This is a genomic window from Cryobacterium algoritolerans, assembly GCF_004402785.1.
GTDB classification, from domain to species: domain Bacteria; phylum Actinomycetota; class Actinomycetes; order Actinomycetales; family Microbacteriaceae; genus Cryobacterium; species Cryobacterium algoritolerans.
In genome coordinates, this window is sequence record NZ_SOFP01000036.1 from 16,429 (window position 1) to 39,595 (window position 23,167).

The 23,167-nt window shown below is 69.7% G+C and carries 26 protein-coding genes; 16 read left to right on the forward strand and 10 right to left on the reverse strand.

What is annotated here, in order from left to right; all coding sequences use genetic code 11:
* Window positions 1–67: 67 nt before the first annotated feature.
* Complete coding sequence (locus tag E3O19_RS06890; protein ID WP_134566460.1) at window positions 68–1,453, forward strand: glycine--tRNA ligase; 1,386 nt, start codon at window positions 68–70, stop codon at window positions 1,451–1,453.
* A 99-nt stretch (window positions 1,454–1,552) separates the two neighbouring features.
* On the opposite strand, the gene E3O19_RS06895 is transcribed toward E3O19_RS06890, so the two are convergent.
* Genes E3O19_RS06895 through E3O19_RS06905 form a run of 3 tightly spaced genes read right to left on the reverse strand, consistent with a single transcriptional unit; the run spans window position 1,553 to window position 4,617 of the window.
* A complete protein-coding gene (locus E3O19_RS06895; protein WP_134566462.1) occupies window positions 1,553–2,608 on the reverse strand; it encodes an alcohol dehydrogenase catalytic domain-containing protein in 1,056 nt (351 codons plus the stop codon).
* A complete protein-coding gene (locus E3O19_RS06900) occupies window positions 2,605–3,204 on the reverse strand; it encodes a GNAT family N-acetyltransferase (RefSeq protein ID WP_134566464.1) in 600 nt (199 codons plus the stop codon). Before E3O19_RS06900 ends, E3O19_RS06895 begins: the two co-directional genes overlap by 4 nt.
* A gap of 30 nt (window positions 3,205–3,234) precedes the next feature.
* The gene (locus E3O19_RS06905) at window positions 3,235–4,617 is read right to left on the reverse strand and encodes a glutamyl-tRNA reductase (protein ID WP_241981249.1); all 1,383 of its coding nucleotides are present in this window, start codon (window positions 4,615–4,617) and stop codon (window positions 3,235–3,237) included.
* A 68-nt stretch (window positions 4,618–4,685) separates the two neighbouring features.
* On the opposite strand from E3O19_RS06905, the gene hemE reads away from it, so the two are divergent.
* The 12 genes from hemE to E3O19_RS06965 all read left to right on the forward strand — a co-directional run bounded on the left by hemE (window position 4,686) and on the right by E3O19_RS06965 (window position 15,237).
* Window positions 4,686–5,846 (forward strand): uroporphyrinogen decarboxylase, encoded by a 1,161-nt coding sequence (gene hemE / locus E3O19_RS06910; protein ID WP_134566466.1) that lies wholly within the window; start codon window positions 4,686–4,688, stop codon window positions 5,844–5,846.
* Between the two features lie 30 nt (window positions 5,847–5,876).
* On the forward strand, window positions 5,877–7,394 hold the full coding sequence (locus tag E3O19_RS06915; protein ID WP_134566468.1) for a protoporphyrinogen/coproporphyrinogen oxidase: 1,518 nt from the start codon (window positions 5,877–5,879) through the stop codon (window positions 7,392–7,394).
* Window positions 7,395–7,504: 110 nt separating this feature from the next.
* Window positions 7,505–7,891, forward strand: a complete 387-nt coding sequence (locus E3O19_RS06920) for a hypothetical protein (protein WP_134566469.1) — start codon at window positions 7,505–7,507, stop codon at window positions 7,889–7,891.
* Window positions 7,892–7,929: 38 nt separating this feature from the next.
* Complete coding sequence (locus tag E3O19_RS06925) at window positions 7,930–8,361, forward strand: phage holin family protein (protein WP_241981250.1); 432 nt, start codon at window positions 7,930–7,932, stop codon at window positions 8,359–8,361.
* A complete protein-coding gene (locus E3O19_RS06930; protein WP_241981251.1) occupies window positions 8,351–8,671 on the forward strand; it encodes a DUF3618 domain-containing protein in 321 nt (106 codons plus the stop codon). The genes E3O19_RS06925 and E3O19_RS06930 overlap by 11 nt, the downstream gene beginning before the upstream one ends.
* A gap of 82 nt (window positions 8,672–8,753) precedes the next feature.
* Window positions 8,754–9,518 (forward strand): hydrogen peroxide-dependent heme synthase, encoded by a 765-nt coding sequence (gene hemQ, locus E3O19_RS06935; protein ID WP_134566471.1) that lies wholly within the window; start codon window positions 8,754–8,756, stop codon window positions 9,516–9,518.
* The gene (locus tag E3O19_RS06940) at window positions 9,518–10,630 is read left to right on the forward strand and encodes a ferrochelatase (RefSeq protein WP_134566473.1); all 1,113 of its coding nucleotides are present in this window, start codon (window positions 9,518–9,520) and stop codon (window positions 10,628–10,630) included. The genes hemQ and E3O19_RS06940 overlap by 1 nt, the downstream gene beginning before the upstream one ends.
* A complete protein-coding gene (hemC, locus tag E3O19_RS06945; protein WP_134566475.1) occupies window positions 10,627–11,583 on the forward strand; it encodes a hydroxymethylbilane synthase in 957 nt (318 codons plus the stop codon). Before E3O19_RS06940 ends, hemC begins: the two co-directional genes overlap by 4 nt.
* Window positions 11,583–12,374 carry a uroporphyrinogen-III synthase gene (locus tag E3O19_RS06950; protein WP_134566477.1) on the forward strand — a complete coding sequence of 264 codons (792 nt, stop codon included), beginning with the start codon at window positions 11,583–11,585 and terminating at the stop codon, window positions 12,372–12,374. Before hemC ends, E3O19_RS06950 begins: the two co-directional genes overlap by 1 nt.
* A gap of 119 nt (window positions 12,375–12,493) precedes the next feature.
* Window positions 12,494–13,480: a porphobilinogen synthase gene (gene hemB, locus E3O19_RS06955; protein ID WP_420898594.1), complete on the forward strand. Its 987-nt coding sequence runs from the start codon at window positions 12,494–12,496 to the stop codon at window positions 13,478–13,480.
* Window positions 13,480–14,814 carry a glutamate-1-semialdehyde 2,1-aminomutase gene (gene hemL, locus E3O19_RS06960; RefSeq protein WP_134566481.1) on the forward strand — a complete coding sequence of 445 codons (1,335 nt, stop codon included), beginning with the start codon at window positions 13,480–13,482 and terminating at the stop codon, window positions 14,812–14,814. The genes hemB and hemL overlap by 1 nt, the downstream gene beginning before the upstream one ends.
* Window positions 14,815–14,892: 78 nt before the next feature.
* The gene (locus tag E3O19_RS06965) at window positions 14,893–15,237 is read left to right on the forward strand and encodes a hypothetical protein (protein ID WP_134566483.1); all 345 of its coding nucleotides are present in this window, start codon (window positions 14,893–14,895) and stop codon (window positions 15,235–15,237) included.
* A 13-nt stretch (window positions 15,238–15,250) separates the two neighbouring features.
* Here E3O19_RS06965 and E3O19_RS06970 read toward each other — a convergent pair whose 3' ends face one another.
* The 6 genes from E3O19_RS06970 to E3O19_RS06995 all read right to left on the reverse strand — a co-directional run bounded on the left by E3O19_RS06970 (window position 15,251) and on the right by E3O19_RS06995 (window position 19,708).
* Complete coding sequence (locus E3O19_RS06970) at window positions 15,251–15,631, reverse strand: DUF1304 domain-containing protein (protein WP_134566484.1); 381 nt, start codon at window positions 15,629–15,631, stop codon at window positions 15,251–15,253.
* A gap of 9 nt (window positions 15,632–15,640) precedes the next feature.
* A complete protein-coding gene (locus E3O19_RS06975; RefSeq protein WP_134566486.1) occupies window positions 15,641–16,657 on the reverse strand; it encodes an MDR family oxidoreductase in 1,017 nt (338 codons plus the stop codon).
* A gap of 65 nt (window positions 16,658–16,722) precedes the next feature.
* Window positions 16,723–17,559 carry an ABC transporter permease gene (locus tag E3O19_RS06980; RefSeq protein ID WP_134566503.1) on the reverse strand — a complete coding sequence of 279 codons (837 nt, stop codon included), beginning with the start codon at window positions 17,557–17,559 and terminating at the stop codon, window positions 16,723–16,725.
* 2 nt (window positions 17,560–17,561) lie between these two features.
* Window positions 17,562–18,464, reverse strand: coding sequence for an ABC transporter ATP-binding protein (locus tag E3O19_RS06985; RefSeq protein WP_134566488.1), 903 nt, complete (start codon window positions 18,462–18,464; stop codon window positions 17,562–17,564).
* 32 nt (window positions 18,465–18,496) lie between these two features.
* Window positions 18,497–19,399, reverse strand: coding sequence for an oxygen-dependent tRNA uridine(34) hydroxylase TrhO (gene trhO, locus E3O19_RS06990; RefSeq protein WP_134566490.1), 903 nt, complete (start codon window positions 19,397–19,399; stop codon window positions 18,497–18,499).
* A gap of 9 nt (window positions 19,400–19,408) precedes the next feature.
* Complete coding sequence (locus tag E3O19_RS06995; RefSeq protein ID WP_134566491.1) at window positions 19,409–19,708, reverse strand: DUF1003 domain-containing protein; 300 nt, start codon at window positions 19,706–19,708, stop codon at window positions 19,409–19,411.
* Window positions 19,709–19,922: 214 nt separating this feature from the next.
* Between E3O19_RS06995 and E3O19_RS07000 the strand changes: the two genes are divergently transcribed.
* Together E3O19_RS07000 and E3O19_RS07005 are read left to right on the forward strand one after the other, a co-directional pair.
* Window positions 19,923–20,417: a YbhB/YbcL family Raf kinase inhibitor-like protein gene (locus E3O19_RS07000; protein WP_134566504.1), complete on the forward strand. Its 495-nt coding sequence runs from the start codon at window positions 19,923–19,925 to the stop codon at window positions 20,415–20,417.
* Between the two features lie 184 nt (window positions 20,418–20,601).
* On the forward strand, window positions 20,602–21,642 hold the full coding sequence (locus tag E3O19_RS07005; RefSeq protein ID WP_241981253.1) for an alpha/beta hydrolase: 1,041 nt from the start codon (window positions 20,602–20,604) through the stop codon (window positions 21,640–21,642).
* Here the strand turns inward: E3O19_RS07005 and E3O19_RS07010 are convergent.
* Window positions 21,579–22,478 (reverse strand): LysE family translocator, encoded by a 900-nt coding sequence (locus tag E3O19_RS07010; RefSeq protein WP_420898593.1) that lies wholly within the window; start codon window positions 22,476–22,478, stop codon window positions 21,579–21,581. The genes E3O19_RS07005 and E3O19_RS07010 overlap by 64 nt on opposite strands.
* A gap of 50 nt (window positions 22,479–22,528) precedes the next feature.
* Between E3O19_RS07010 and E3O19_RS07015 the strand changes: the two genes are divergently transcribed.
* Window positions 22,529–23,092, forward strand: coding sequence for an acyl-CoA thioesterase (locus tag E3O19_RS07015; RefSeq protein ID WP_241981254.1), 564 nt, complete (start codon window positions 22,529–22,531; stop codon window positions 23,090–23,092).
* The last annotated feature ends 75 nt before the right edge of the window (window positions 23,093–23,167 follow it).

The following is a 23,167-nucleotide window of genomic DNA, read 5'->3' on the forward strand; positions in this document are numbered from 1 at the left end:
GATGAGCGCCCGCCGGGCTCCCGCCCGCTCGTGACACACTTTCCCACCCTCGACCATTGGAGCCACCGTGGCCGCCCCCACCCGCCTCGATTCCGTCATCGCCCTCGCCCGCCACCGCGGGTTTGTCTTTCAGGCCGGTGAAATCTACGGCGGATCCCGCTCCGCGTGGGACTACGGACCGCTAGGGGTGGAGCTCAAGGAGAACATCAAGAAGCAGTGGTGGCGCTTCATGGTCACCAGCCGCGACGATGTGGTGGGTCTGGACTCCTCGGTGATCCTGCCCCGCAAGGTCTGGGAGGCATCCGGCCACGTCGAGGTCTTCAGCGACCCGCTGGTCGAGTGCACGAGCTGCCATAAGCGCTTTCGGGCCGACCACCTCGAGGAGGAATTCGAGGAGAAGAAGGGCCGCCCGCCCGAGGGCGGCATCGACGGCATCCCCTGCCCGAACTGCGGCAACCGGCACATCTGGACCGAACCGCGCGCCTTCTCCGGCCTGCTCAAGACCTACCTCGGCCCGGTCGACGACGAGGCCGGCATGCACTATCTGCGCCCCGAGACCGCGCAGGGCATCTTCGTGAACTTCGCCAACGTGCTGCAGGCCGCCAGGATGAAGCCGCCGTTCGGCATCGGCCAGATCGGCAAGAGCTTCCGCAACGAGATCACCCCGGGCAACTTCATCTTCCGCACCCGTGAGTTCGAGCAGATGGAGATGGAGTTCTTCGTCGAGCCGGGTACGGACGAGGAATGGCACCAGTACTGGATCGACCAGCGGATGGCCTGGTACACGGGCCTCGGCATCGACGCCGACAACCTGCGGCTGTTCGAGCACCCCGCCGAGAAGCTCTCGCACTATTCCAAGCGCACCGTGGACATCGAGTACCGCTTCGGTTTCAGCGGCAGCGAATTCGGCGAACTCGAAGGTGTGGCGAACCGCACCGACTTCGACCTGAAGACGCACGCCGCGGCATCCGGCAAGGACCTGTCCTACTTCGACCAGACCAAGAACGAACGTTGGGTTCCCTACGTGATCGAGCCGGCCGCCGGCCTGACCCGTTCGCTGATGGCCTTCCTGGTCGACGCGTACCACGAGGAGGAGGTGCCGAATGCGAAGGGCGGCGTGGACAAGCGCACCGTGCTGAGGCTCGACCGACGCCTGGCACCGATCAAGGTCGCCGTGCTGCCTTTGTCCCGCAACGAGGCGCTCTCGCCAATGGCCAGGACGCTCGCGGCGCGCCTCCGGGAATCGTGGAACGTGGACTTCGACGACGCCGGCGCGATCGGCCGGCGCTACCGCCGCCAGGACGAGATCGGCACGCCGTACTGTGTCACGGTCGACTTCGACTCTCTGGAGGACCAGGCCGTCACCGTGCGCGACCGCGACACCATGGCCCAGGAGCGGGTGCCGCTCGACAGGCTCGACGCCTACCTTGCCGAGCGCCTCCGCGGCGCGTAGCCCCCGCCCCGCGCCCGGCGGCGCGGCTGAGTCACGGAAAAAGCACCTTAACCCCGCGTGTGAAGGTGATTTTTCCGCGAAACACCGGGCCGAAAGTCATCACCGGGAGGGGCGCGCGACCTCGATCAGGGTGACGCCGGCCTGCGACACCGGGTTCGACATCGCCGCGAGGGCAGCGGGCGCCTCGGCGAGGGTGATCCGTCGGCTGACCAGGGTCCCGGGGCGCAACCGGCCCGATTCGACCAGGGCCAGCAGTGCCGGGTAGGCGGCGGCGGGCATCCCGTGGCTGCCGAGCACCGTGAGTTCACGGGCGATGACCTCGCCGAGCGGCAGCCGCGGGTCCTCCGCGAACAGGCCGATCTGCACGTGGCGGCCGCGGGCCGCCAGGGAACGGAGGGCAATGGAGACCGTGCTCTCCCGGCCGAGCGCCTCGACGCTGACCTGCACGCCGGCGCTCCCGGCAGCGGCGCGGATCCCGGCGACCACCTCGTCATCGTCCAGGCCGGAGGAGTCGACCGTGTGGGTGGCTCCGCAGCGAGCGGCCGCGGCCAGGGCCACGGCACTGATGTCCACCGCGATCACCGTCGCTCCGAGGGCGACCCCGATCATCACCGCGGAGAGCCCGACACCGCCGCAACCGACGACCACGAGCGTCTCACCCGGCGCCAGCTCGGCCTGGTGGGCCAGGCCGCGGTAGGCGGTGGCGAACCGGCAGCCGAGCAGGGCGGCCGCTCCCGCGTCGAGACTGTCCGGCACGGCGATCAGGTTGACGTCGGCGTGGTGCAGGGCCACCAGCTCGGCGTAGGAACCCCAGTGGGTGAAGCCCGGCTGGGTCTGGTTGCGGCAGACCTGGGCGTTTCCCGACGCGCAATCCGGGCAGTCGCCGCAGGCGCAGACGAACGGCACCGTGACCCGCTGGCCGACCCGGAACCGGCGCACCTCCGATCCCACGGAATCGATCACACCGACGAGCTCGTGGCCGGGCACGTGCGGCAGAGCGATGCCGGAGTCGTGACCCAGCCAGCCATGCCAATCGCTGCGGCAGAGGCCGGTCGCCTCCACCCGCACGACGACTCCCGCGGCGGCTGCGATCGGGTCGGGCAGCTCGCGAAGCTCGGGCAGCTCGCCGAAGCGGTCGAACCAGACGGCCCTCATCGAGCGGCCTTCCATTCGCGGCCGAGGATCGCGAATACCTGCAGGTCGGACCATTCGCCCATGAAGAACTCATTTTCGACGAAGTGCGCCTCGAGTCGCATCCCCAGCCGCAGGCAAAGGGCGGCGGATGCACCGTTTCGCGGATCGAGTTCCGCGAACACCCGGTGCGCGCCCAATTCCCCGAACGCAAGGTCGAGCACCGCCGTTGCCGCTTCGGTCGCGTAGCCCCGGCCGTGCCAGAGGGGGTGGAAGACCCAGCCGACCGCGACCTGGGCGTGCTCGCGGCTCGTGAGGAAGACACTGAGGTCACCGATCACCGGACCCGGCGAGCCGTCCGCGCCGACGAGTTCGGCGGCAAGGATGAGGCCGTCCTCGTCGTCGGCCAGCCGGGTCAAACCGGCTCGTGTGACGGTGTGTTCCCGCGACTCCGCGGGACTCCGCACCGGCCACGGCAGATACCGGACCACGTCGGGCAGGGTCTGGTAGGCCGCGACGTCATCGGCGTCGGCCTCGCTGAGCGGGCGGAGCAGCAGGCGACGGGTGCGGATCGGGTGGGCGTCGAACGGGAGGGCGCCGGGCAGTCCCGGTTCGTTCATGACGGCTGGAACCTCACGACGGCCACCGCGTCACGAGGCGGTGGGGGTGATTTCGACGTCGCCCGGTGAGAGCGTGACGGCGGGGAGGTCGACCTGGATGCCGAACATCGCGTCGAGTCCGGTCAGGAACGCGGCCTGTTCGCCGGCCCGGGCGAGCTCACGGGAGCGCACCATCGGGGTGTGCAGGAGCACGCTGGCCAGGTGCCGAAGCGCCGCCTCGGTCTGCTCGCTGGAGTCGCTGCGGCGGCGGGCCCGTTCGATTTCCGCGTCAAGCAGGCCGAAGATGTGGCCGCGCAGGGCGACGACGGCCGGGGCGAGGCTCTGCTCCTCGGCGACGGAGGAGAACTTGCGGGCGGCCCGTCCGACGAGGAGGCGGGCGTCGCTGGTGGCGTTGAGTTCTTCGAGCGGCGCATGGATGCGGATCGTCTCGAGGTCGAGCAGTTCCACCCCGGCCAGCTCGGTGACGTCAGGGTCGACGTTTCTCGGCAGGCCCAGGTCGATGATCAGCCGCTGCGAAGTCTCAGGAGTCCCACGCGCCTCGCCGGCCGGGCAGCCGGTTTCCCTCGACGCGGCATCCGCCGTGGCATCCGCCGTGGCCTCGCCCTGGGCGCGCCCCGCCCGGAGCAGCGCCGCGGTGATCACGTGGTGCTCGACGGTCGTGCAGGTGAGGATGAGGTCCGCGCTCGCGGCCGCCACGGCGAATTCCGACTCGGCCACCGCGATGATCTGGTGTGAGGACGCGAACTTGCGGGCGCGGCCCGAGGGCGAGTAGACCCGCACGTTCTCGGCGCCGAGGTCACGCAGCGCGGCCAGGGAGGCGCCGGCGTAACGTCCGGTGCCGACCAGGAGCACCCGGGTCTCGGCCCAGTCGGGGATGCGGCTTTCGGCCAGTTCGAGGGCAAGCCGCACGAGTGAACGGCCGGCCGCGCCGATCCCGGTGCGGTTCTTGATCCCCCGGGAGGTCTGCGACGCGCGCTGGAACAGTCGCTCCAGTTCCGGGCTCGTGGTGCCGACCAGCCGGGCCTGTTCGAGCGCGCGGCGCACCTGGCCGGCGATCTCGCCCTCGCCGACGACGACTGATTCGAGTCCACTGGTGACAGCGAAGAGATGTTCGGCGACGGTGTTGCCGTGGACGAGTTCGAGGGTGTCACGCAGCACCTCGGCGGCCACGCCGGTGCTCGCGCTGACGCCGTCGATGGCGGCGCGGACAGCCGACAGAGGAGAGGTGCCGGTGGGCTCGTCCAGGTCGAGGTAGGCCTCGAAGCGGTTGCAGGTGGCCACGACGACGGCCCCGACCAGGCCCGGGTGGCGCTCCAGGATGCCGCTCGCGACGTCGCCCGCACCGACAGACAACCGCTCCAGCACGTCGAAGCTGGAGTTCTTGTGGCTGGCGGACAGGCAGATCAACACCATTGGAGTCTACTTTGCGATTCTGGGGGTCGAATCGCCCGGGTGTGTGAAGTTTGACAGAATTGAGTCAAATGAACCTTGACGCGCAACACCCCCTCGCATCCGGACTCACCGCCGACGCCCGTCTCATCCGGGCCTACCAGGGCACCCGCCCGGAAGTGACCCCGATCTGGTTCATGCGCCAGGCCGGTCGTTCCCTGCCCGAATACCGCTCGCTCCGGGTGGGCACCCGGATGCTCGACGCCTGCCTCGACCCCGAGATGGCCAGTGAGATCACCCTGCAGCCGGTGCGCCGCCACAACGTCGACGCCGGCATCCTCTTCAGCGACATCGTGATCCCGCTCAAGCTGGTCGGGGTGGACGTCGAGATCGTCGCGGGCATGGGCCCGGTCCTCGGCAAGGCCGTGCGCACGGCCAAGGATGTAGCCGAGCTCACCCGCCTCGACCCTGCCGTGCTCGACACGAGCCTCACCCCGATCCGCCAGGCCGTCGCCCGCACGGTCGCCGAACTCGGCTCGACCCCGCTGATCGGCTTCGCCGGCGCCCCGTTCACCCTGGCCGCCTACCTGGTCGAGGGCGGACCGTCGAAGGACCATATCAATGCCCGCACCCTCATGCACGCCGACCCGGAGGCCTGGGCCGCGCTGATGGCCTGGACCGCGGAGGTGACCGGTCGCTTCCTGCGCGCGCAGGTGCTGGCGGGGGCCAGCGCCGCCCAGCTCTTCGATTCCTGGGCCGGGGCCCTGTCGCTGGACGACTACACCCGCTACGTCGCACCGGCCTCCGCGGCCGCGATCGCGCACGTGCGCGATCTCACCTATGCCGAGGGCGGCACCCCGGCAACGGATGCCGATCAGGCCATCGAGGAGACGGCCACGCGCCGCAACGTGCCGGTCGTGCACTTCGGCGTTGGCACGGGGGAACTCCTCAAGGAGATGCACGGCGTGGGCGCCGACGTCGTCGGAGTCGACTACCGGGTGCCCCTGGACGAGGCCAACCGCCGCCTCGGCGGAGTGGTCCCCGTGCAGGGCAACATCGACCCGGCCCTGCTCGCCGCGCCGTGGCCGGTGCTCGAAGTTCATGTGCTCGATGTGCTCGAACGCGGACGCACCGCCCCGGCCCATGTACTCAACCTGGGCCACGGCGTCCCGCCGCTCACCGACCCGAATGTGCTCACACGCCTGGTCTCTTTCGTGCACGAGATCGGCGCGTCCGCCCCGGTCGCCTCCTGACCGCCCGTCGACCAGGGAGCTGAGAAACACATGCAGGACGTCATCGTCATCGGTGGAGGTGTGGCCGGCCTCGTGGCGGCCAGGGCGTGCGCGCGGGTCGGCCTCGCCGTCACGGTGCTCGAGGCGACGAGATCGGTGGGCGGTGCTGTGGCAGGCCACGAGGTGGCCGGGCTGGCCCTGGACAGCGGGGCAGAGAGCGTCGCCGTGCGCCGTAACACGGTCGCCGAGTTCGTGGACTCCCTCGGCCTCACCGGCGACGTGGTCGCCCCCAACCCTGCCGGGGCCTGGCTGCACCTGCCCAATGACGGGCCGGGCGGCGGCTCGATCAGCCTCCCCCTGCCCAAGGCGGGGGTGCTCGGGATCCCGGGTTCGCCGCTGGCCGACGACGTTCGCCGCGTGATCGGCTGGGGCGGGGCCTGGCGCGCCTACCTCGACCGGTTGATGCCGGTGCTCACGATCGGCCGCGAACACAGCCTGGGCGACCTTGTGCGGAAGCGGATGGGCCGCCGCGTGCTCGAACGGCTCGTCGAGCCCGTCACCGCCGGGGTCTATTCCTCCTCAGCAGCAGACCTCGAGATCGACGTCGTGGCTCCGGGGCTCAACGCCGCCCTCACGACGGCCGGCTCGCTGTCGGGGGCGGTCCTGTCGCTCCGGTCCGCGGCCCCGGCCGGGTCCGCCGTGGCGGGCCTGCGCGGCGGCATGTCGCGGCTGGTCGCCGCGCTCGTTGCCGACCTCGACCACTTCGGGGTCGAGATCGTGACGGATGCCCCGGTCACGACCCTGCGGCGCGTCGGGTCGCCCGATGCCGGCGAATCGACCTGGGTCGCGCGGCATGGGGTTCCGGTTCCGGCTGCGGCCCCGGCCTCGGACCTGCCTGACGAGCCCTCTGCCGCAGGCGGGGAATCGCCGCCGGCAACCCGCGACCGGGAGGCCCGCTTCGTGATCCTCGCGACCCCGGGCGCCCCGGCCCTTCGTCTGGTGGCCGACCTCGGCCCCGAGCTGGCGGCGCTCACCGGGCTCGCCTGGCCGGAGACCACTGCGGTCGAACTGGCCACCGTCGTCATCGACGCCCCGCAGTTGGACGCACACCCCCGGGGAACGGGCGCGCTCGTGGCCGCCGGCACCCCCGGCGTGACCGCCAAGGCCCTGACCCACGCCACGGCGAAGTGGGACTGGCTGGCCGAGGCGGCCGGACCGGGGCGCCACGTCATCCGTCTCTCCTATGGCCGGTCCGGCGAGGCCAGCCCAACGGCAGACCTGTCCGACCCCGAGCTACTCGCCCTCGCGCTGCGGGACGCGTCGGCCATCCTCGGTGTCGACCTCGACGCCGCAGCGGTGCGCGGCTTCGCCCGCACGGTATGGGCAGACGCCCTGTCGCCGGCGACCATTGGGGCGCCCGGCCGGGTGCGTCAGGTGCGCGCGGCCGTCGAGGCGACGCCCGGGCTGGAGCTGACCGGCGCCTGGCTGGCCGGCACCGGGCTCGCCTCGGTGATCCCCGACGCCCTCGCTGCGGCCGCCAGGGTCAGGCACGCGTCGCTCGGTATCTGAGCGGCCGGCCCCGGGGAGGCTGGGAATCGCCCGGACAACCTCGACCCTGCGCGTGAACCCGGGGAGGGATACGCTGGTGAAACACATGAACCTCGAGGAATGGAGTGACAATGCGGGGAAAGCTTCTCTTCATCACAGGTGGACTCGTCGGCTACGTCCTGGGCGCCCGCGCCGGACGTAAGCGCTACGACCAGATCGTGGCTGCCGCTGAGAACCTGTGGAGCGCCCCGCCCGTGCAACGCCGTGTGACCGAGGTTCGCGACTTCGCCCTCGAACGGGTCGGCGACGTGCCGTCCGCGCTATTCGACGCCGGCAAGAAGATCGTCACCGCCGTGCAGGCCAAGACCGGTGGGTCGACGGATGCCGTCGGTACCCCGTACAGCCCGGTCGCCCCCGACAAGACCGCGGCCGCCACGCCGGCCGCGGCGAAGTCCGCAGCCAAGTCCGCGGCGAAGGCCGCCACGACGGCCGCGTCCGACGACGACGCCACGAAATAACCGCCGCGCACTCCAACGAATCGAAGGAAGGGGGAACTGTGAGCAACAGTGGATTCAACCCGAATGGTTTCAACCCCAGGGCGAAGCGACCGCTCGTCGTGCTGCTCGGTGAGCTGCCCGGCCAGATCATCGCGCTCGTCAAGGCGGAACTCGATGCTTTCAAGGCCGAGGTTGCCGGCAAGGCGAAGAACATCGGGCTCGGCATCGGCCTGTTCGCCGTGGCCGGCGTGTTCGCCTTCCTCGCCGTGATCGTCCTGATCGCCCTTGGCGTGATCGCCCTCGCGCTCGTGCTGCCGCTCTGGCTCGCCACACTGATCGTGGCGGTGTCGTTGCTGCTGATTGCGGCGATCCTGGTCTTCGTCGGGGTGAACCGGGTGAAGGCCGGCACGGCCCCCGACCCGGAGGGAATCGCGGCAAGCATCCGTCACGACGTTGACGCGTTCAAGGGAGTTGGCGAGTATGAGCACTGAGGACATGACCCGGGCCGGGAGTGAGGCGAAAACGGTCGCCGTCACCGGCGAAGCCGCCCTTCATCGCTCGAAGGCCGAGCTGCGCGCCGACGCGATGACGGCCAGGGCCGAACTCGCGCGCACGCTCGATGCGATCGAGTACAAGCTCAACCTGCCCAAGCAGTTCCGCTACCGGGTGCGGCTGCTCAGGTTGCGGCTGAATCGCCTCGGCGAGGACAACCCGGCCGCCTTGGCCGGGATCGCCCTCGCCGCCGCCCTCGTCACCGGCGCGGCGGTCTGGCTCGGCGTGAAGGCCGTCCAGGACCGCTGAACCACCGCCGGACAGAGCGCTGCGCCCGCGGGGCGCGGGTGCGTCTTTTGGCTCTGGTCGCAAAGCAGTGGAGACTAGTGGCATGACTCACCCGGCTGCCGGAGAGGCAGTAAACCCACTCCACCCGACCAGTCCCGCCGAGACCGCTTCGGCGGCCGACGCCCCTTCGGCGTCCCCCCAGGGATTCACCCTGTTCACTGTCCTGCGCAAGGACCCGACCAACCCGGATGACCTCGACGGCCGCGACGTGCCGCATGCCGTCCTCGAGCTCGATGACGTGGTGGAGCTCGTCGAGGCGGAGGGTGTCACCGTGCGCGGCTTCTACGATGTCTCCGGGCTGCGCGCCGACGCCGACGTGATGATCTGGACCCACGCGCCCGAGGCAGAGAGCCTGCAGTGGGCCAACCGGGAGCTGCGCCGCAGCCGCCTGCTCAAGAGCCTGCTCCCCACCTGGAGCGCGATGGGCGTGCACCGGGACGCCGAGTTCAACAAGAGCCACGTGCCCGGGTTCCTTCGCGGAGTCGAGCCGAGGGGCTGGCTGACGGTCTACCCGTTCGTGCGCAGCTTCGAGTGGTACCTGCTCCCCGAGGCCGAGCGCAGCGCAATGCTGGCCGACCACGGCCGCAAGGGTGCCGCCTACCGCGGCGCGATCGCCAACACGGTCTCCGCGTTCGCCCTCGGCGACTACGAATGGCTGCTGCCGATCGAGAGCGACGATCTCACCGAGCTGGTCGACCTCATGCGCGGCCTGCGCGAGACCGAGGCGCGCCGGCACGTCCGCGAGGAGATCCCGTTCTACACGGGCCGTCGCATCGGTACGGCCGAGCTCGTCGAGGTGCTGCAGTAATGGCAAACTACGACGCGATCCTGCTGGCAGGGTTCGGTGGGCCGGAGGGCCAGGACGACGTGATCCCGTTCCTGCGCAATGTCACGCGCGGCCGCGGCATCCCGGAGGATCGCCTCGAAGAGGTGGCCCATCACTATCGCCACTTCGGCGGGATCAGTCCGATCAACAACCAGAATCGCGTGCTCAAGGCAGCACTCGAGGTCGAGTTGGCCGGCCGCGGCATCGATCTGCCCGTGCTCTGGGGCAACCGCAACTGGGGTCCGTATCTGCGCGACGTCGTCGCCGAGGCGCACACCAACGGCCAGGATCGGCTGCTCGCCATCGCCACCAGCGCGTACAGCTCCTATTCGGGTTGCCGCCAGTACCGCGAGGACTTCGCCGAGGCGCTGTCCGCCAACGGGCTCGAGGGTGTGGTGCAGATCGACAAGGTGCGCCAGTTCTTCGACCACCCCGGCTTCGTGATGCCGTTCATCACCGGGGTCCGGAAGGGCCTTCTGGAGGTCGCCGCTGCGATCCCCGGCATCGACCTGGCCACCGAGGTGGAGATCCTGTTCACCACCCACTCCATCCCCATGACGGATGCCGCGAAGAGCGGCCCCGCGGCCCTCGGCTTCGGTGAGGGCGGAGCCTACAAGGCCCAGCACCTGGCCGTCGCGCAGGTGGTCATCGACGGCGACTCTGTCGCCGATCCGATCCAGAGCCCGTGGCAGCTGGTTTTCCAGTCCCGCAGTGGTCCGCCGAGCATGCCGTGGCTGGAGCCCGACATCAACGACGCCATCGCGCTGCTGCCGGCCCGGGGCATCCGTGCCGTCGTGATCGTGCCGCTCGGATTCGTGAGCGACCACATGGAAGTCATGTGGGACCTCGACAACGAGGCAACGGAAACAGCCAGGGAACACGACCTGTTCTCGGTGCGCGTGCCCACTCCCGGCGTCGACCCGGCGTACGTCAGCGGACTGGTCGACCTCGTCCGCGAGCGCCTGACCGACGTGCCCGTCGCGGAACGCCCGGCAATGACGGACCTCGGCCCCTGGTACGACGTGTGCCGTCCCGGCTGTTGCGAGAACGTGCGTCTCGGTTTCAAGCCGGCCGTCGCCGGGATGGCACCGTGAGTGTTGCCATTCGCGTGGGCACCCGCGGGAGCGCCCTCGCCCTCGCCCAGACGACACAGATCGCCAACCGGATCGCCGCAGCCGCGGGAGTCGAGGTCGAGATCGTTCGGGTCACGACCCACGGGGACACGTCCACCGAGCCGTTGTCGAGCCTCGGCGGAACCGGTGTGTTCGCCAGCGCCCTCCGGGAATCCCTGCTCGCCGCGGAGTGCGACCTCGTCGTGCACTCGTTCAAGGACCTGCCCACCGCCGCCTACGAGGGCCTGGTCATCGGCGCAACGCCCAAGCGGGCGGATGCCCGCGACGTGCTCTGCGCCCGCGATGGCTTCACCCTCGCCACCCTGCCGCAGGGGGCGCGGGTCGGTACCGGGTCGCCGCGCCGGGTGGCGCAGCTGCGCTCGGTGCGCCCGGACCTCGAGGTCGTCGATCTGCGCGGGAACGTGGACACCAGGCTGGGTCGTGTGGTGGAGGGCGACCTCGACGCCGTCGTGCTCGCGGCTGCCGGTCTCGGCCGGCTCGGACTGCTGAGCACCTTCGAGCCCGAGTTCCTCGAGCTGTCCGCCTGGCCGACCGCACCGGGCCAGGGTGCCCTGGCGATCGAGGTGCGCTCCGGCCGTCTTGAACGCACGCTGGCCAGGGCGTTGGACGCGATCAACCACGCGACGACCCAGGCCACGACGACGGCCGAACGGCTCGTGCTCGCGCACCTTGAGGCCGGGTGCGCCGCGCCGATCGGCGCGATGGCCGCGATCGACGACGGTCTCCTCTTCCTCACCGCAACGGTGTACAGTCCAGATGGTGCCAAAAGCCTCGTGAGCTCACATGCCGCGACGCCTGAATCCTCTTCCATTGCACACCTGGTCGACGCCGCCCAGGACGTCTCAGAACGTGTGGCCCGAGACCTGCTCTCCGGTGGTGCTGCCGACTTCGCCCCGATGAAGGTGACTTCGTAATGACCTGGCGTTACAAGACCAAACCGAAACTGACCAAGCCGCTGACCGGCTGGCGCGTCCTCGTGCCCCGCGGCGGGCCGTGGGGCGACCACGTCGCGGCCGACCTGCGCGCCAGGGGTGCACAGCCGATCGTAGCGCCGATGATCAACTTCGCCGCGACCGACGACGCGCCCGCGCTCGAAGAGGCGCTGGCCAGGCTCGCCGCCGGCGATTTCGACTGGATGACCGTCACCAGCGCCACCACCGTCGACGTACTGTCGTCGCACCGGGCCTCCGTCGCCCCCGGCACCCGGATCGCGGCCGTCGGCGAGACCACCGCCGCGGCTCTGATCGCCGCAGGGTACCGCGTCGACATCGTTCCCTCGGAGGAGAACTCGGCCCGCGGTCTCCTTGCCGAGTGGGAGGCGGCAACCCAGGGAGTGGTGCCGCTGCGCATCCTCACCCTCCGGTCGGAGATCGCCAAGCCGCTCCTCACCGAGGGGCTGCGCCGAATCGGCCACGAGGTCGAATCGGTGGTCGCGTACCGCACCATCGGCGTCCCGGTTGATGAGCGGGTCGTGGCCGACGTGGCGGCCGGCCGGGTGCAGGCGCTGCTCGTCACCTCCGGGAGCGTCGCCCAGCAGGTGCAGGACCAGCTCGGGCCCGTGCCCGAAACCACCGTCGTCGCCTGCATCGGGCCGCGAACGGCGAAGGACGCTGCGGCGATCGGACTGCGGGTCGACGTGGTCGCCGACGCGCCCAGCGCCGAATCCCTGATCGAGGCCCTGGTCCAGGTCGCGCTTTCCCGCTGACCGCCGCGGATCGGCCTCAGACCCCGCGAACTGTGAGTTGCGCACCATTTCGAGCCCCAAAACGGTACTTAAGTCACTGTTCGCGGAGGCTCGGCCGGGCGACGTAGGGTTAACGAGTGATAAACCCCGTCATTCGCCCGCGACGGTTGCGCAGCACACCCGCGCTCCGTCGCCTGGCCAGCGAAACCCGCCTGCACCCCTCTGAGCTCGTCCTGCCGATGTTCGTGCGGGAAGGCACCGGCGCATCCGTGCCAATCAAGTCGATGCCGGGGGTCGTGCAACACACCGTCGACAGCGCCAGGCGCGCCGTGGCGCAGGCCGCGGAGGCCGGCATCGGCGGAATCATGCTCTTCGGCGTGCCCGACGTGCGCGATGCCATCGGCACCGGTGCGACCGACCCCGACGGCATCCTCAATGCAGCCACCCGGGCGCTCGTCGCCGAGGCCGGCGACGCCCTCGTCGTGCAGACCGACCTCTGCCTCGACGAATTCACCGACCACGGGCACTGCGGCGTGCTCTCCGTCGACGGCACCGTCGACAATGACACCACCCTCGAGCGCTACCGCGAGATGGCGCTCGTGCAGGCCGCCTCCGGGTCGCAGCTGCTGGGCCTGAGCGGCATGATGGACGGCCAAGTGGCAGCGGTGCGCGAGGCGCTCGACCAGTCCGGCTACGTGGACACCGCCGTGCTCGCCTACTCGGCCAAGTACGCCTCCGCCTTCTATGGGCCCTTCCGCGATGCCGTGGAGTCGACCCTCGTCGGCGACCGTCGCAGCTACCAGCTGGACCCGGCCAACCGCAGGGAGGGCGTGCGCGAGGCCCTCCTCGACATCAGCGAGGGCGCCGATATCGTCATGGTCAAACCGGCCGCCAGCTATCTCGACGTGCTGGCCGATGTCTCCGCCGTCAGTGACGTTCCCGTCTGGGCGTACCAGGTGTCCGGCGAATACGCGATGATCGAGGCCGCCGCCGCCCACGGCTGGATCGACCGTCGCCGCGCGATCGAAGAGTCCGTCCTCAGCATCCGCCGTGCCGGCGCGGATGCCGTGCTCACCTACTGGGCCGTCGAACTGGCCGACTGGCTCACCGAGAGGCCCACCCGCTGATGACCCGCAACGACGACCTGTTCGCGCGCGCCCAGCGCGCCATCCCGGGTGGGGTCAACTCTCCCGTGCGCGCCTTCCGCTCGGTCGGTGGCACCCCGCTGTTCCTGGTCAAGGCCAAGGGCGCCTATGTCACCGACTCCGACGGGCGCGACTACGTCGACCTGGTCAGCTCCTGGGGCCCCGCCATCCTCGGACACGCCCACCCCGGCGTGGTCCAGGCGGTACAGGATGCCGCGGCGCTCGGGCTGTCCTTCGGTGCCTCGACCCCCGGCGAGACAGTGCTGGCCGAAATGATCGAGACCCGGGTCGGCGCGGTCGAGAAGCTGCGCCTGGTCTCGACCGGCACGGAGGCCACCATGACAGCCATTCGCCTGGCTCGCGGCTACACCGGACGCGACCTCCTGATCAAGTTTGCCGGCCATTACCACGGCCACTCCGACGGACTGCTGGCGCAGGCGGGGTCCGGCCTGGCCACCCTGGCCCTCCCCGGCTCGGCGGGTGTGACGGCCGCGACGGCCGCGCAGACGCTCGTGTTGCCCTACAACGACCTCGCCGCCGTCCGGCTGGCCTTCGAGGCCCACCCCGGCCGGATCGCCGCCGTGATCACGGAGGCCGCCGCCGCGAACATGGGCGTCGTTGCCCCGGAACCCGGCTTCAACGCTGCCCTCACGGAGCTCGCGCACGAGCACGGCGCGCTGCTCATCATCGACGAGGTCCTCACCGGCTTCCGGGTCGGACCGGCGGGTTTCTGGGGACTCGAGAACGCGGGCGACCGGCAGCGGTACAGCCCGGACCTGTTCACCTTCGGCAAGGTCATCGGCGGCGGACTGCCGGTGGCGGCGCTCGGTGGCCGGGCCGACGTGATGGACCACCTCGCCCCGAACGGCCCGGTCTACCAGGCCGGCACCCTGTCGGGAAACCCGGTGGCGGTGGCCGCGGGAATAGCCACGCTGCAGGCGCTCGACGCTGGCGTTTACTCCCAACTCGACGCCACTGCCCTGCGCCTCGCGGGCGCGGTATCGGCCGCGCTCAGCGCCGAAGGCGTCGCACACAGCGTGCAAACCGCCGGCAGCCTGTTCAGCTTCGTGTTCGGCGAGGAGGCTGCGGCTTCTGCGCCGCGCGACTATGCCCAGGTGCAACGCCAGGAGGCGTTCCGGTACGGGCCGTTCTTCCACGCCATGCTCGACCAGGGTGTTTCCCTGCCGCCATCGGTGTTCGAGGCCTGGTTCGTGTCGGCCGCGCACGATGAGGCCGCGATCGAGTGGATTCTCAAGGCGCTGCCGGCCGCCGCGAAGGCCGCCGCGGCAGCTACGGCCGCCACGACGGAGGTGTGAGCATCCGGTTGCCCAGGCGTTATTCCTTTGTGAGCAACCGACAAGCAGATTTCCGCCCGGAACAGGCAGACTAGGAGCATGGCTTCCCTGCGTGTTCACCCAGACCGGCTTGAGATCCACCTCACGAAGGCAGAGAAGACCCTCTCGCTCCGGCGCGACGACATCGTCGTGCCGCGGGAGAACATCCGGTCGGTGACCATCACCGACGACCCCTGGATCTGGATCCGCGGGATCAAGGCTCCCGGCCTCGAGGTGCCGCTCGTGCTCGCGGTCGGCACGTGGAAGTTCCACGGCGGCAAGGACTTCCTCGCGATCAAGCGCAGGCGCCAGGCGGTCGTGATCGACCTCGTCGAGGATGATTTCGCGCGCGTCATCCTGACCACCAACCACGCACCCGACCTGATCGCCTCGCTCAAGCTCTGACGCGAACGGCGTGTCAGCCGAGCAGGACTAGGATGAAGCCGATCAGCGGCACGGTGCCCTGGGTCAGCGCCGCCCGAAGGTAGCCCGGTCCCGTTGTCGTGAGCACGCTCGCTGCGAGCACCATCGAGCCCACGCTGAACAGCACCAGTGCGACGCCGGCGGCCGGCTGGCCGCCGAAGAAGAGCAGGAGCCCGATGACGGCGCCGAGGGCGAGGAACAGGTTGTAGAAACCCTGGTTGTAGGCCATCGGCCGGGTCGTGTCAGCGTCGGCCTGGCTGGCCACGCCGAACCGTTTCCACATGGCCGGACGCGTCCACCAGATGCTCTCCATCACAAAGATGTAGACGTGCAGCAGCGCTGCAAGGGCAACGAAGGCTGCAGCGGCAAGGCTCATGCGAGCAGACTATTGGCGAACGTCGACGACGGTGCGCCCGTGGATCGTGCCGGCGAGGATGCGTTCGGCCGCCCCGAACGCTTCTTCGAGTCCGATCTGCTCGGTCAGGCCGTCGAGCAGGCCAAGGTCGAGGTCGGCCGCGAGCCGGCCCCAGGCCTGCTCTCGCAGCGGAAGCGGCGCCTCGACCGAGTTGATGCCGATCAGGCTCACCGCGCGCAGGATGAATGGCATGACCGTGGTCGGGAGGTCAGGGCCCTGGGCCAGGCCGCAGGCGGCGACGACTCCGCCGTAGTTCACCTGGGCGAGCACGTTGGCGAGGGTGGCGCTTCCGACGGAGTCGATCGCGGCAGCCCAGTGCTGGGCCTGCAGGGGTTTGCCGGCGTCCCCCAGGGTTCGTCGGTCGACCAGCGCGGCGGCGCCCAGGCCCCGCAGATAGCCGCCGAGTTCGTCGGCCCGGCCGGTGGAGGCGTGCACCCGGAAGCCGCGGGCGGCCAGCACGGCGATCGCAATCGACCCGACGCCGCCGGCAGCGCCGGTGACAAGGATGTCTCCCGAGTCGGGCGTGATGCCGCCCCGTTCGAGCGCCAGCACGGAGAGCATGGCCGTGAACCCGGCGGTGCCGATCGCGGCCGCGCGCTTCGCGCTGATGCCGGCGGGGAGGCGCACGAGTGATGCGCCGCTCACTCTGGCCCGCTCGGCGAGTCCGCCGTGGTGGGTTTCGCCCAGGCCCGCGCCATTCAGGATGACCCGATCCCCGGCGCTCCAGCGCGGGTCGGTGCTTGACTCGACCGTGCCGACCACATCGATGCCGGCGATCAGCGGCCAGACCCGCACGACGCCGGGGCGACCCATCAGGGCGAGACCGTCCTTGTAATTGATGCCGGAGTAGTCGACGGCGACGGTCACGTCGCCCGGCATCAGGAAACCGTCATCGACCAGGCGGAGCGCCGAGCTCTGGGTCTTCTTGCCCTCCGCGTCCTCGGTGCGATCGACGACGATTGCGCGGAACTGTGTCTCAATGCCCATGGGTCGAGCCTACGCGCCGTCCAGGAGACGGCGCGGACAGCAGGGACCGACAGGTGGCGCCGGGATCAGGTGACGTCGCGGCGCCAGCTGACGAAGTAGCCGCCGATGGTGGCCGCTGCCGCATAGCCGAGCAGCACGAGCCCGCCCTGCCACCAGTCGAGCGCGGCCGCCACACCACCGACCGGGCCGGCCACGGTGAAAATGCTGGCGCCGACGAGGGCGTCCGACGCCGCACCCGGCAGGAACTTGCCGATCCCGGCGGTGGCCGAGGTGAACATCGAGGCGAAGCGCAACAGCGGCTCGACGAACTGGGTGAACGCGAGCACGATCACGATCGAGGCAACCTGGCTGGGCACGAGCACCCCGAGGCCGACCCCGATGGATGCCCAGAGTGCCATGGCAGCGAGGGTGCGGCCGATCAAGGCCCAGGTGGCACCGCCGCCAAGGAGGGTGTCCACCCCGAACGCGTTGATGACGAGGGCGCCGACGCCGACGGATGCCAGCAGCGCGACGGCCCCGAACGCGCCGCCGGCCAGAAATAGGGTGATCGTTTTCGCGCCGAGCACCTGCACACGCCGAGGGTTGGCCAGGAACGTGGGCGTGAGGGTCTGGTGCCGGAACTCGCCGGTGGTCGCGAGCGCGCCGAGCAGCACAGGGAATACATAGCCGACGGAGGACGCGAAGCTGTAGACCAGCGGGGGAAGGCTGCCGAGGGGCGGGGTGCCCGGGGGGCCGGTGCCGGCCGCGCGTGGGTCGATCGCCCCGCTCTCGATTCCGGCGAACAGCGCCGCGAGGCCGCCGGAGAGCACGGCGATGTAACCGAACAGCACGACGGCGAGCACCCACCAGATGCGGGTGGTGAGGAGCTTGGCGAACTCGGCGCGGATGGCGCGCAGCAGCATGGTCACCGTGAGTCGCCGCCGTCCACGAGGGCAAGGAACGCGTCCTCCAGACCTTTCTTCTGCCGGTGCAGGGCGCTCACCTCCACGCCGGCGGTGAAGGCGATGTGGCCAATCCGTGCCGGGTCGGCGGCCGTGGCCAGCAGCCCGGTGCGGCCCTGGGAGAAGTCAACGCCGGCTCGGGTCAGGGCGTTCGCCAGGGCGGCGCGATCGGGGGAGTCCACGACGACCTGAGGCGCCACCTGCATTTCCAGGCTGGACAGCGGCCCGCGGTGCACCAGCCTGCCCTGGGCGATGATGATCACGTCATCCACGCTCTGCTGCACCTCGCCAAGCAGGTGGGAGCTGACCAGAACGGTGCGGCCCTCGGCGGCCATATCGCGCAGGAAGCCGCGGATCCACTTGATGCCCTCCGGGTCGAGGCCGTTGATCGGTTCGTCGAGGACGAGCACGCCGGGGTTGCCGAGCAGCGTGCAGGCCAGGCCAAGGCGCTGCCGCATGCCCAGGGAGTAGCCGCCGACGCGCCGGCTGCCGTGGTCGGCCAGGCCGACCAGGTGCAGCACCTCCGCCACCCGGGTCCGCGGCAGGCCCGCCGCGGTCGCGTAGATCGCGAGGTGGTTGCGGGCTGTACGGCCGGGGTGGAAGCTGGCGGCTTCAAGGGCGGCGCCCACGGTTGCCAACGGGTGCGGCAGGTCGTGGTATCGCAGGCCGCCGAAGGTAGCGGTGCCGGAACTGGGGCCGACCAGGCCGAGCAGCATTCGGAGGGTGGTGGTCTTGCCCGCGCCGTTGGGGCCGAGGAAGCCGGTGACCCGGCCTGGCTCGACGGAGAACGACAGGTCGTCGACCGCGGTGACATTCCCGAATCGTTTGGTAATATTCGTGAACTCGATCACCGCTCCGATTGGCATCCGCGCACCCCGTTTTCCTATTTGACCCCAGACTATGGCCTGGCGTGCCCGGAGCAGGCCGGCGCGCACGCCGCAGCGCAGGCCTCGCAGACCACGAGCTGTTCCCGGCAGGAGGCGTCACGGCAGTTGAGCATGTTCTTCGTCGGATCACCGCAGGCCTGGCAACGGCCGAGCACCGCGGTGTGGTCGCTGAAGTCCACGGACATCCGCTGGTCGAAGACGTAGAGCGACCCGTCCCACAGGCCGTCGTCGCCGAACGCCTCGCCGTAACGCACGACCCCGCCGTCGAGTTGGTACACCTCCATGAAGCCGCGGTCCTTCATCAGGCCGCTGAGCACCTCGCAGCGGATGCCGCCGGTGCAGTAGGTGACGACGGGCTTGCCCTTGAGATGGTCGTACCTGCCGCTGTCGAGTTCGGCGACGAACTCGCGCGTCTGGGAAACATCGGGCACGACCGCGTTCCGGAACCGGCCGATCTCCGCCTCGAACGCGTTGCGCCCGTCGAAGAAGACGACGTCGTCGCCGCGTTCCCCGACCAGCGCGTGCAGCTCGAGCGGGCTCAGTTTTTCCCCGCCGCCGACGACGCCGTCAGCGTTGACCCGGAGTTCATCCGGCGCTCCGAAGCTCACGATCTCGTCCCGCACCTTCACAACCAGGCGGGGAAAGTCGAGGCTGAGGCCAGCCTCGTCAAGCGCTGTCCCGTTGCTCCACTTGAACTCGATCCGTGTGAAAGCCGGGTAGTCGCGGGTCTTCCGCACGTACCGCTTGAGCGCGGCCAGGTCGCCGCCGATCGTGCCGTTCAGCCCCTGGGTCGAGACCAGGATCCGGCCACGGATGCCCAGCGACTCGCAGAGGTCGCGCTGCCAGAGGCGCACGGCATCGGGGTCGGCCAGCGGCGTGAAGACGTAGTAGAGCAGGATTTTCGGGATGGCCATCGGCCCATTTTATCGGCCCCGCCCCGGTGACTGGTCGGAGGTCGTGGCCTGGGGCGCGGAGTGTTCGAGGCGCTGGAGCACCGTGTGCAGCGCCTCGATCATGCCGAGCTGGTGTCGGTTGATCTCGAGCAGGCTCTCGATGTCGATCTTGGCCGCGACGACGGTGTCGAAATCGTGCTGGGCGAGTGGGGCCGCGATCGCGTCCTGCCGCTTCGCGGCGATGAGAAGGATCGCCCCCTGCAGCCCGGCGAGCATGCTGATGAAGAGGTTGGGCAGAATGAACGGGGAGGGATCCCAGCCGCGGGACAGGGAATTTAGGTCAGGGTGGGCGTCGTCGGCGTCGTCGGGTCGGTAACACTCGGAGTGATCATGCGGCCCGGTGTATGGCCGGCAATCGGTCGGTCACTCGCCCCGCGGCGGAATCCAAATAGGCTGATGGCAGACATCGGAGGAAAACGTGAGCACACCTGATCCCCTCGCCCGATTCGGCGAGGTCCCTCTCTTCACCCTCGCCAGCACGGACATGACCGACGGCCGGCCGCTCGCCCCCGCGCAGTACGGCATGGGTTCCGGAGGTGCTGACGTCTCGCCCCAGCTGTCCTGGTCCGGCTTCCCGGCAGCGGCCCGGAGCTTCGCGGTGACCATGTATGACCCGGATGCGCCGACCGGCTCCGGATTCTGGCACTGGGCAGTCTTCAACCTGCCGGCAACAGTGACCAACCTCCCGGCGGGCGTCGGCGCGGCCGGCGGGCACCTGCTGCCCGCCGGTGCTATGACGCTGCCCAACGAGGCGGGACAGCGCGCGTTCATCGGGGCAGGGCCGCCGGCCGCCACGGGCACGCACCGCTACCAGTTCCTCGTGCACGCGGTGGACGTGCCCCACCTTGACGTCGGCCCCGGCTCGACGCCGGCCGTGCTGGGTTTCAACCTGCACTTCCACACCCTGGCCCGCGGCATCCTCGAGGCCACCGGCGTCTTCGGCGGAGCCTCGGACAACACGGAAGGCTCTGGGAAGTAGGGCCATCTGCAGCGACGACCGGGGAGTGCTGCCCCGGCCGTCGCCCACCGGCGGTTCTCGGGTCTCGACGGGCCGGACCATCGGCGGTCCGCGGGGAGCACTATCGGAAATTGAGGTGCTCTCAGCTTGCTCACGGTCGGGCGGCATACAGTCCTCGAGTGATTCAGACCCACCACTCCCTCGCATGACCGCCGGCACACCGCGCAGCAGGCCACGGAAGGACACGGCGCAGAAGGACGCGGCGCGGAAGGACACGGCGCGGAAGACCAAACCGCACAAGGAGACCGCGCTTTCGCGCGTTCCGGTCTGGGTCTGGCGGGCGTTGATGCACCGCATCCAGCCCGGCGAACTGCACAAGTTCAACGTTCAGCCGATCGACACCGTGGACTACCATCTCGACCTCGATTATGCCGGCGACGGCATCCGTGACCACCGCCTGGACGTGATGGTGCCCCACGACGCGCCCGAACCGCTCCCGGTCTACATCTACTTCCACGGTGGCGGCTGGACCTCGGGCGATAAGGCGCCGCTGACCAAGTACTGCGCGAGCCAGGCGGCCGACGGCATGATCGTGGTCAATGCGAACTATCGGATGGCCACCCACTTCCAGCTCAAACACATGCTCGAGGACGCCAACGAGGTGCTCGACTGGGTGGCGCGCCACATTCAACGCTTCGGTGGCGACCCGACCCGGATCGTGCTCGGCGGAGACTCGGCCGGCGGGCACATCGCCGCGCTCCTGGCCGCCTCCGCCTACGAACCCAAGCTGGCCGCCTACTATGGCATCCGCCCACAGGTCGACCCGGAGAACCTGCGCGGTCTCGTACAGCACTGCAGCATCGCGGATGTCTCGGTGATGTTCGAGCGCGGCTTCGTGCTGAGCCTCAATTTCCTAAGGATGCTGCTGCCCCAGCGCGGCCGCGGGCTTGTGCTGCGCGCCGCGGCCCGGTTCATGTCCCCGATCGAATGGCTCGACAGCGGGTTCCCGCCTGTTTTCGTGACCACGTCTGAGCGGGACTACTTCTACCGGGCCAACCTCAACTTCATCGCGGCGCTTCGTCGCCGGTCGATCGCCGTCGATACGCTGATCTACGAGCGCGGCCAGGCGAACACGCATCACACCTGGCAGCAGGATTCCCGGCACCCCGAGTCGCAGGAGGTCTACCGCCGCCTCGGAGCCTTCGTGCGCCGGGTCGCGGCACTGCCCACCGCCCTCCCCGTCTGAAACCCGACCGTGCCCGTCTGAACCGAGTGTGATTCCGGTCGAGGGTCGCCGTCTGGCCGGTCACTCTCGACGGAACGGGGACAGTCGGCAGGATCAGGATCAGGATCAGGATCAGGATCAGGATCAGGATCAGGATCAGGATCAGGATCAGGATCAGGATCAGGATCAGGATCAGGATCAGGATCAGGATCAGGATCAGGATCAGGATCAGGACTGGGCGCCGGTGGCCGCGAGTACGCCGCGAGGCCGATCATCATCACTCCACCGGTCGCCGAGAGGTTTTCCATCCGCCGCGGCGACTTCGCGAACCAGTCCCTGGCCGAACCTGCCGCCAGCGCCCATACGCTGTCGCCGACGAGCGCGAGGAACACGAACAACACGCCGAGGGTCATCAGCTGCAGCGGCACGGCACCGGCCCGGTAGTCGACGAACTGCGGCAGCACCGCGACGAAGAAGACCATTGACTTGGGGTTGCTGATGCCGACGACCGAACCCTCCGCCAGCAGGCGCCAATTGGACTTGCGGGCGCCGCTCACCCCGATGTCCCTGGCCACTGCGCGGCGGTGGCGGATGGCGTGGACGCCCAGGTAGACGATGTACGCGGCACCGACGAACTTGATCACGGTGAATACCATCACGGACTGGGTGACGACGGCCCCGAGGCCGAGCGCGACGGCCGCGATCACGGGAACCATACCGAGTGTGTTACCGAGCACGCTGAGGAAGCCGCCGATGCGGCCGAGCGCCAGTGAACGCCCGATCACGAACAGCACGGTCGGTCCAGGCAGCGCAATCAGCGCGACGGAGGCCAGCGCGAACGTCAGCAGATTGGGCAACGGAACCGTAGTCGAATGCTGGCCGCGGCGGGGCAGGCTACCATCGCAGGGTGCATATGCTCTGGCGAACACTCCTCCACAGTCTGTTGTCCCGCTTCGGCCCCCGGCTGGGCCACTACGACGTCGCCCGCACCCGGTTCATCACCCTGCCGACCGACCAGGACATCCTGCGGCATATGAACAACGGGGTGTACCTGTCGATCATGGACATCGCGCGCTTCGATATGCTGCAGCGCACCGGGATTTGGGCGATCTTCCTCGCCAAGGGCTGGTACCCCGTCGTCGTCTCGGAGACGATCAGCTTTCGGAAGTCCCTGACCCTCGGCCAGCGCTTCACCGTTGAGTCGCGCATCCTCGGCTTCGACGAGAAGGCCGTCTACGTGGAGCAGCGTTTCGTGCGAACGGATGCCGACGGTGTGCCTGAGGTCTATGCCCAGGGCTTCATCCGCGGACGATTTCTCAAGCGCGGCGGCGGAGTCGTCACGATCGAGGAACTCACCGATGCGGTCGGGGCGGTTCCGGTGTCCGTCACCGTTCCGCACTGGCTGCTGGAGTGGAGCACGGATGTCGCAATGCCCGCGACCCGCGCAGCCGCCCCCAGCGTCTGGGAGTAGTCTCGCCGGGCAGCGCCCCGCCGGGCAGCGCCCCGCCGGGCAGCGCCCCGCCGGTCAGCGCCCCGCCGGGCAGCG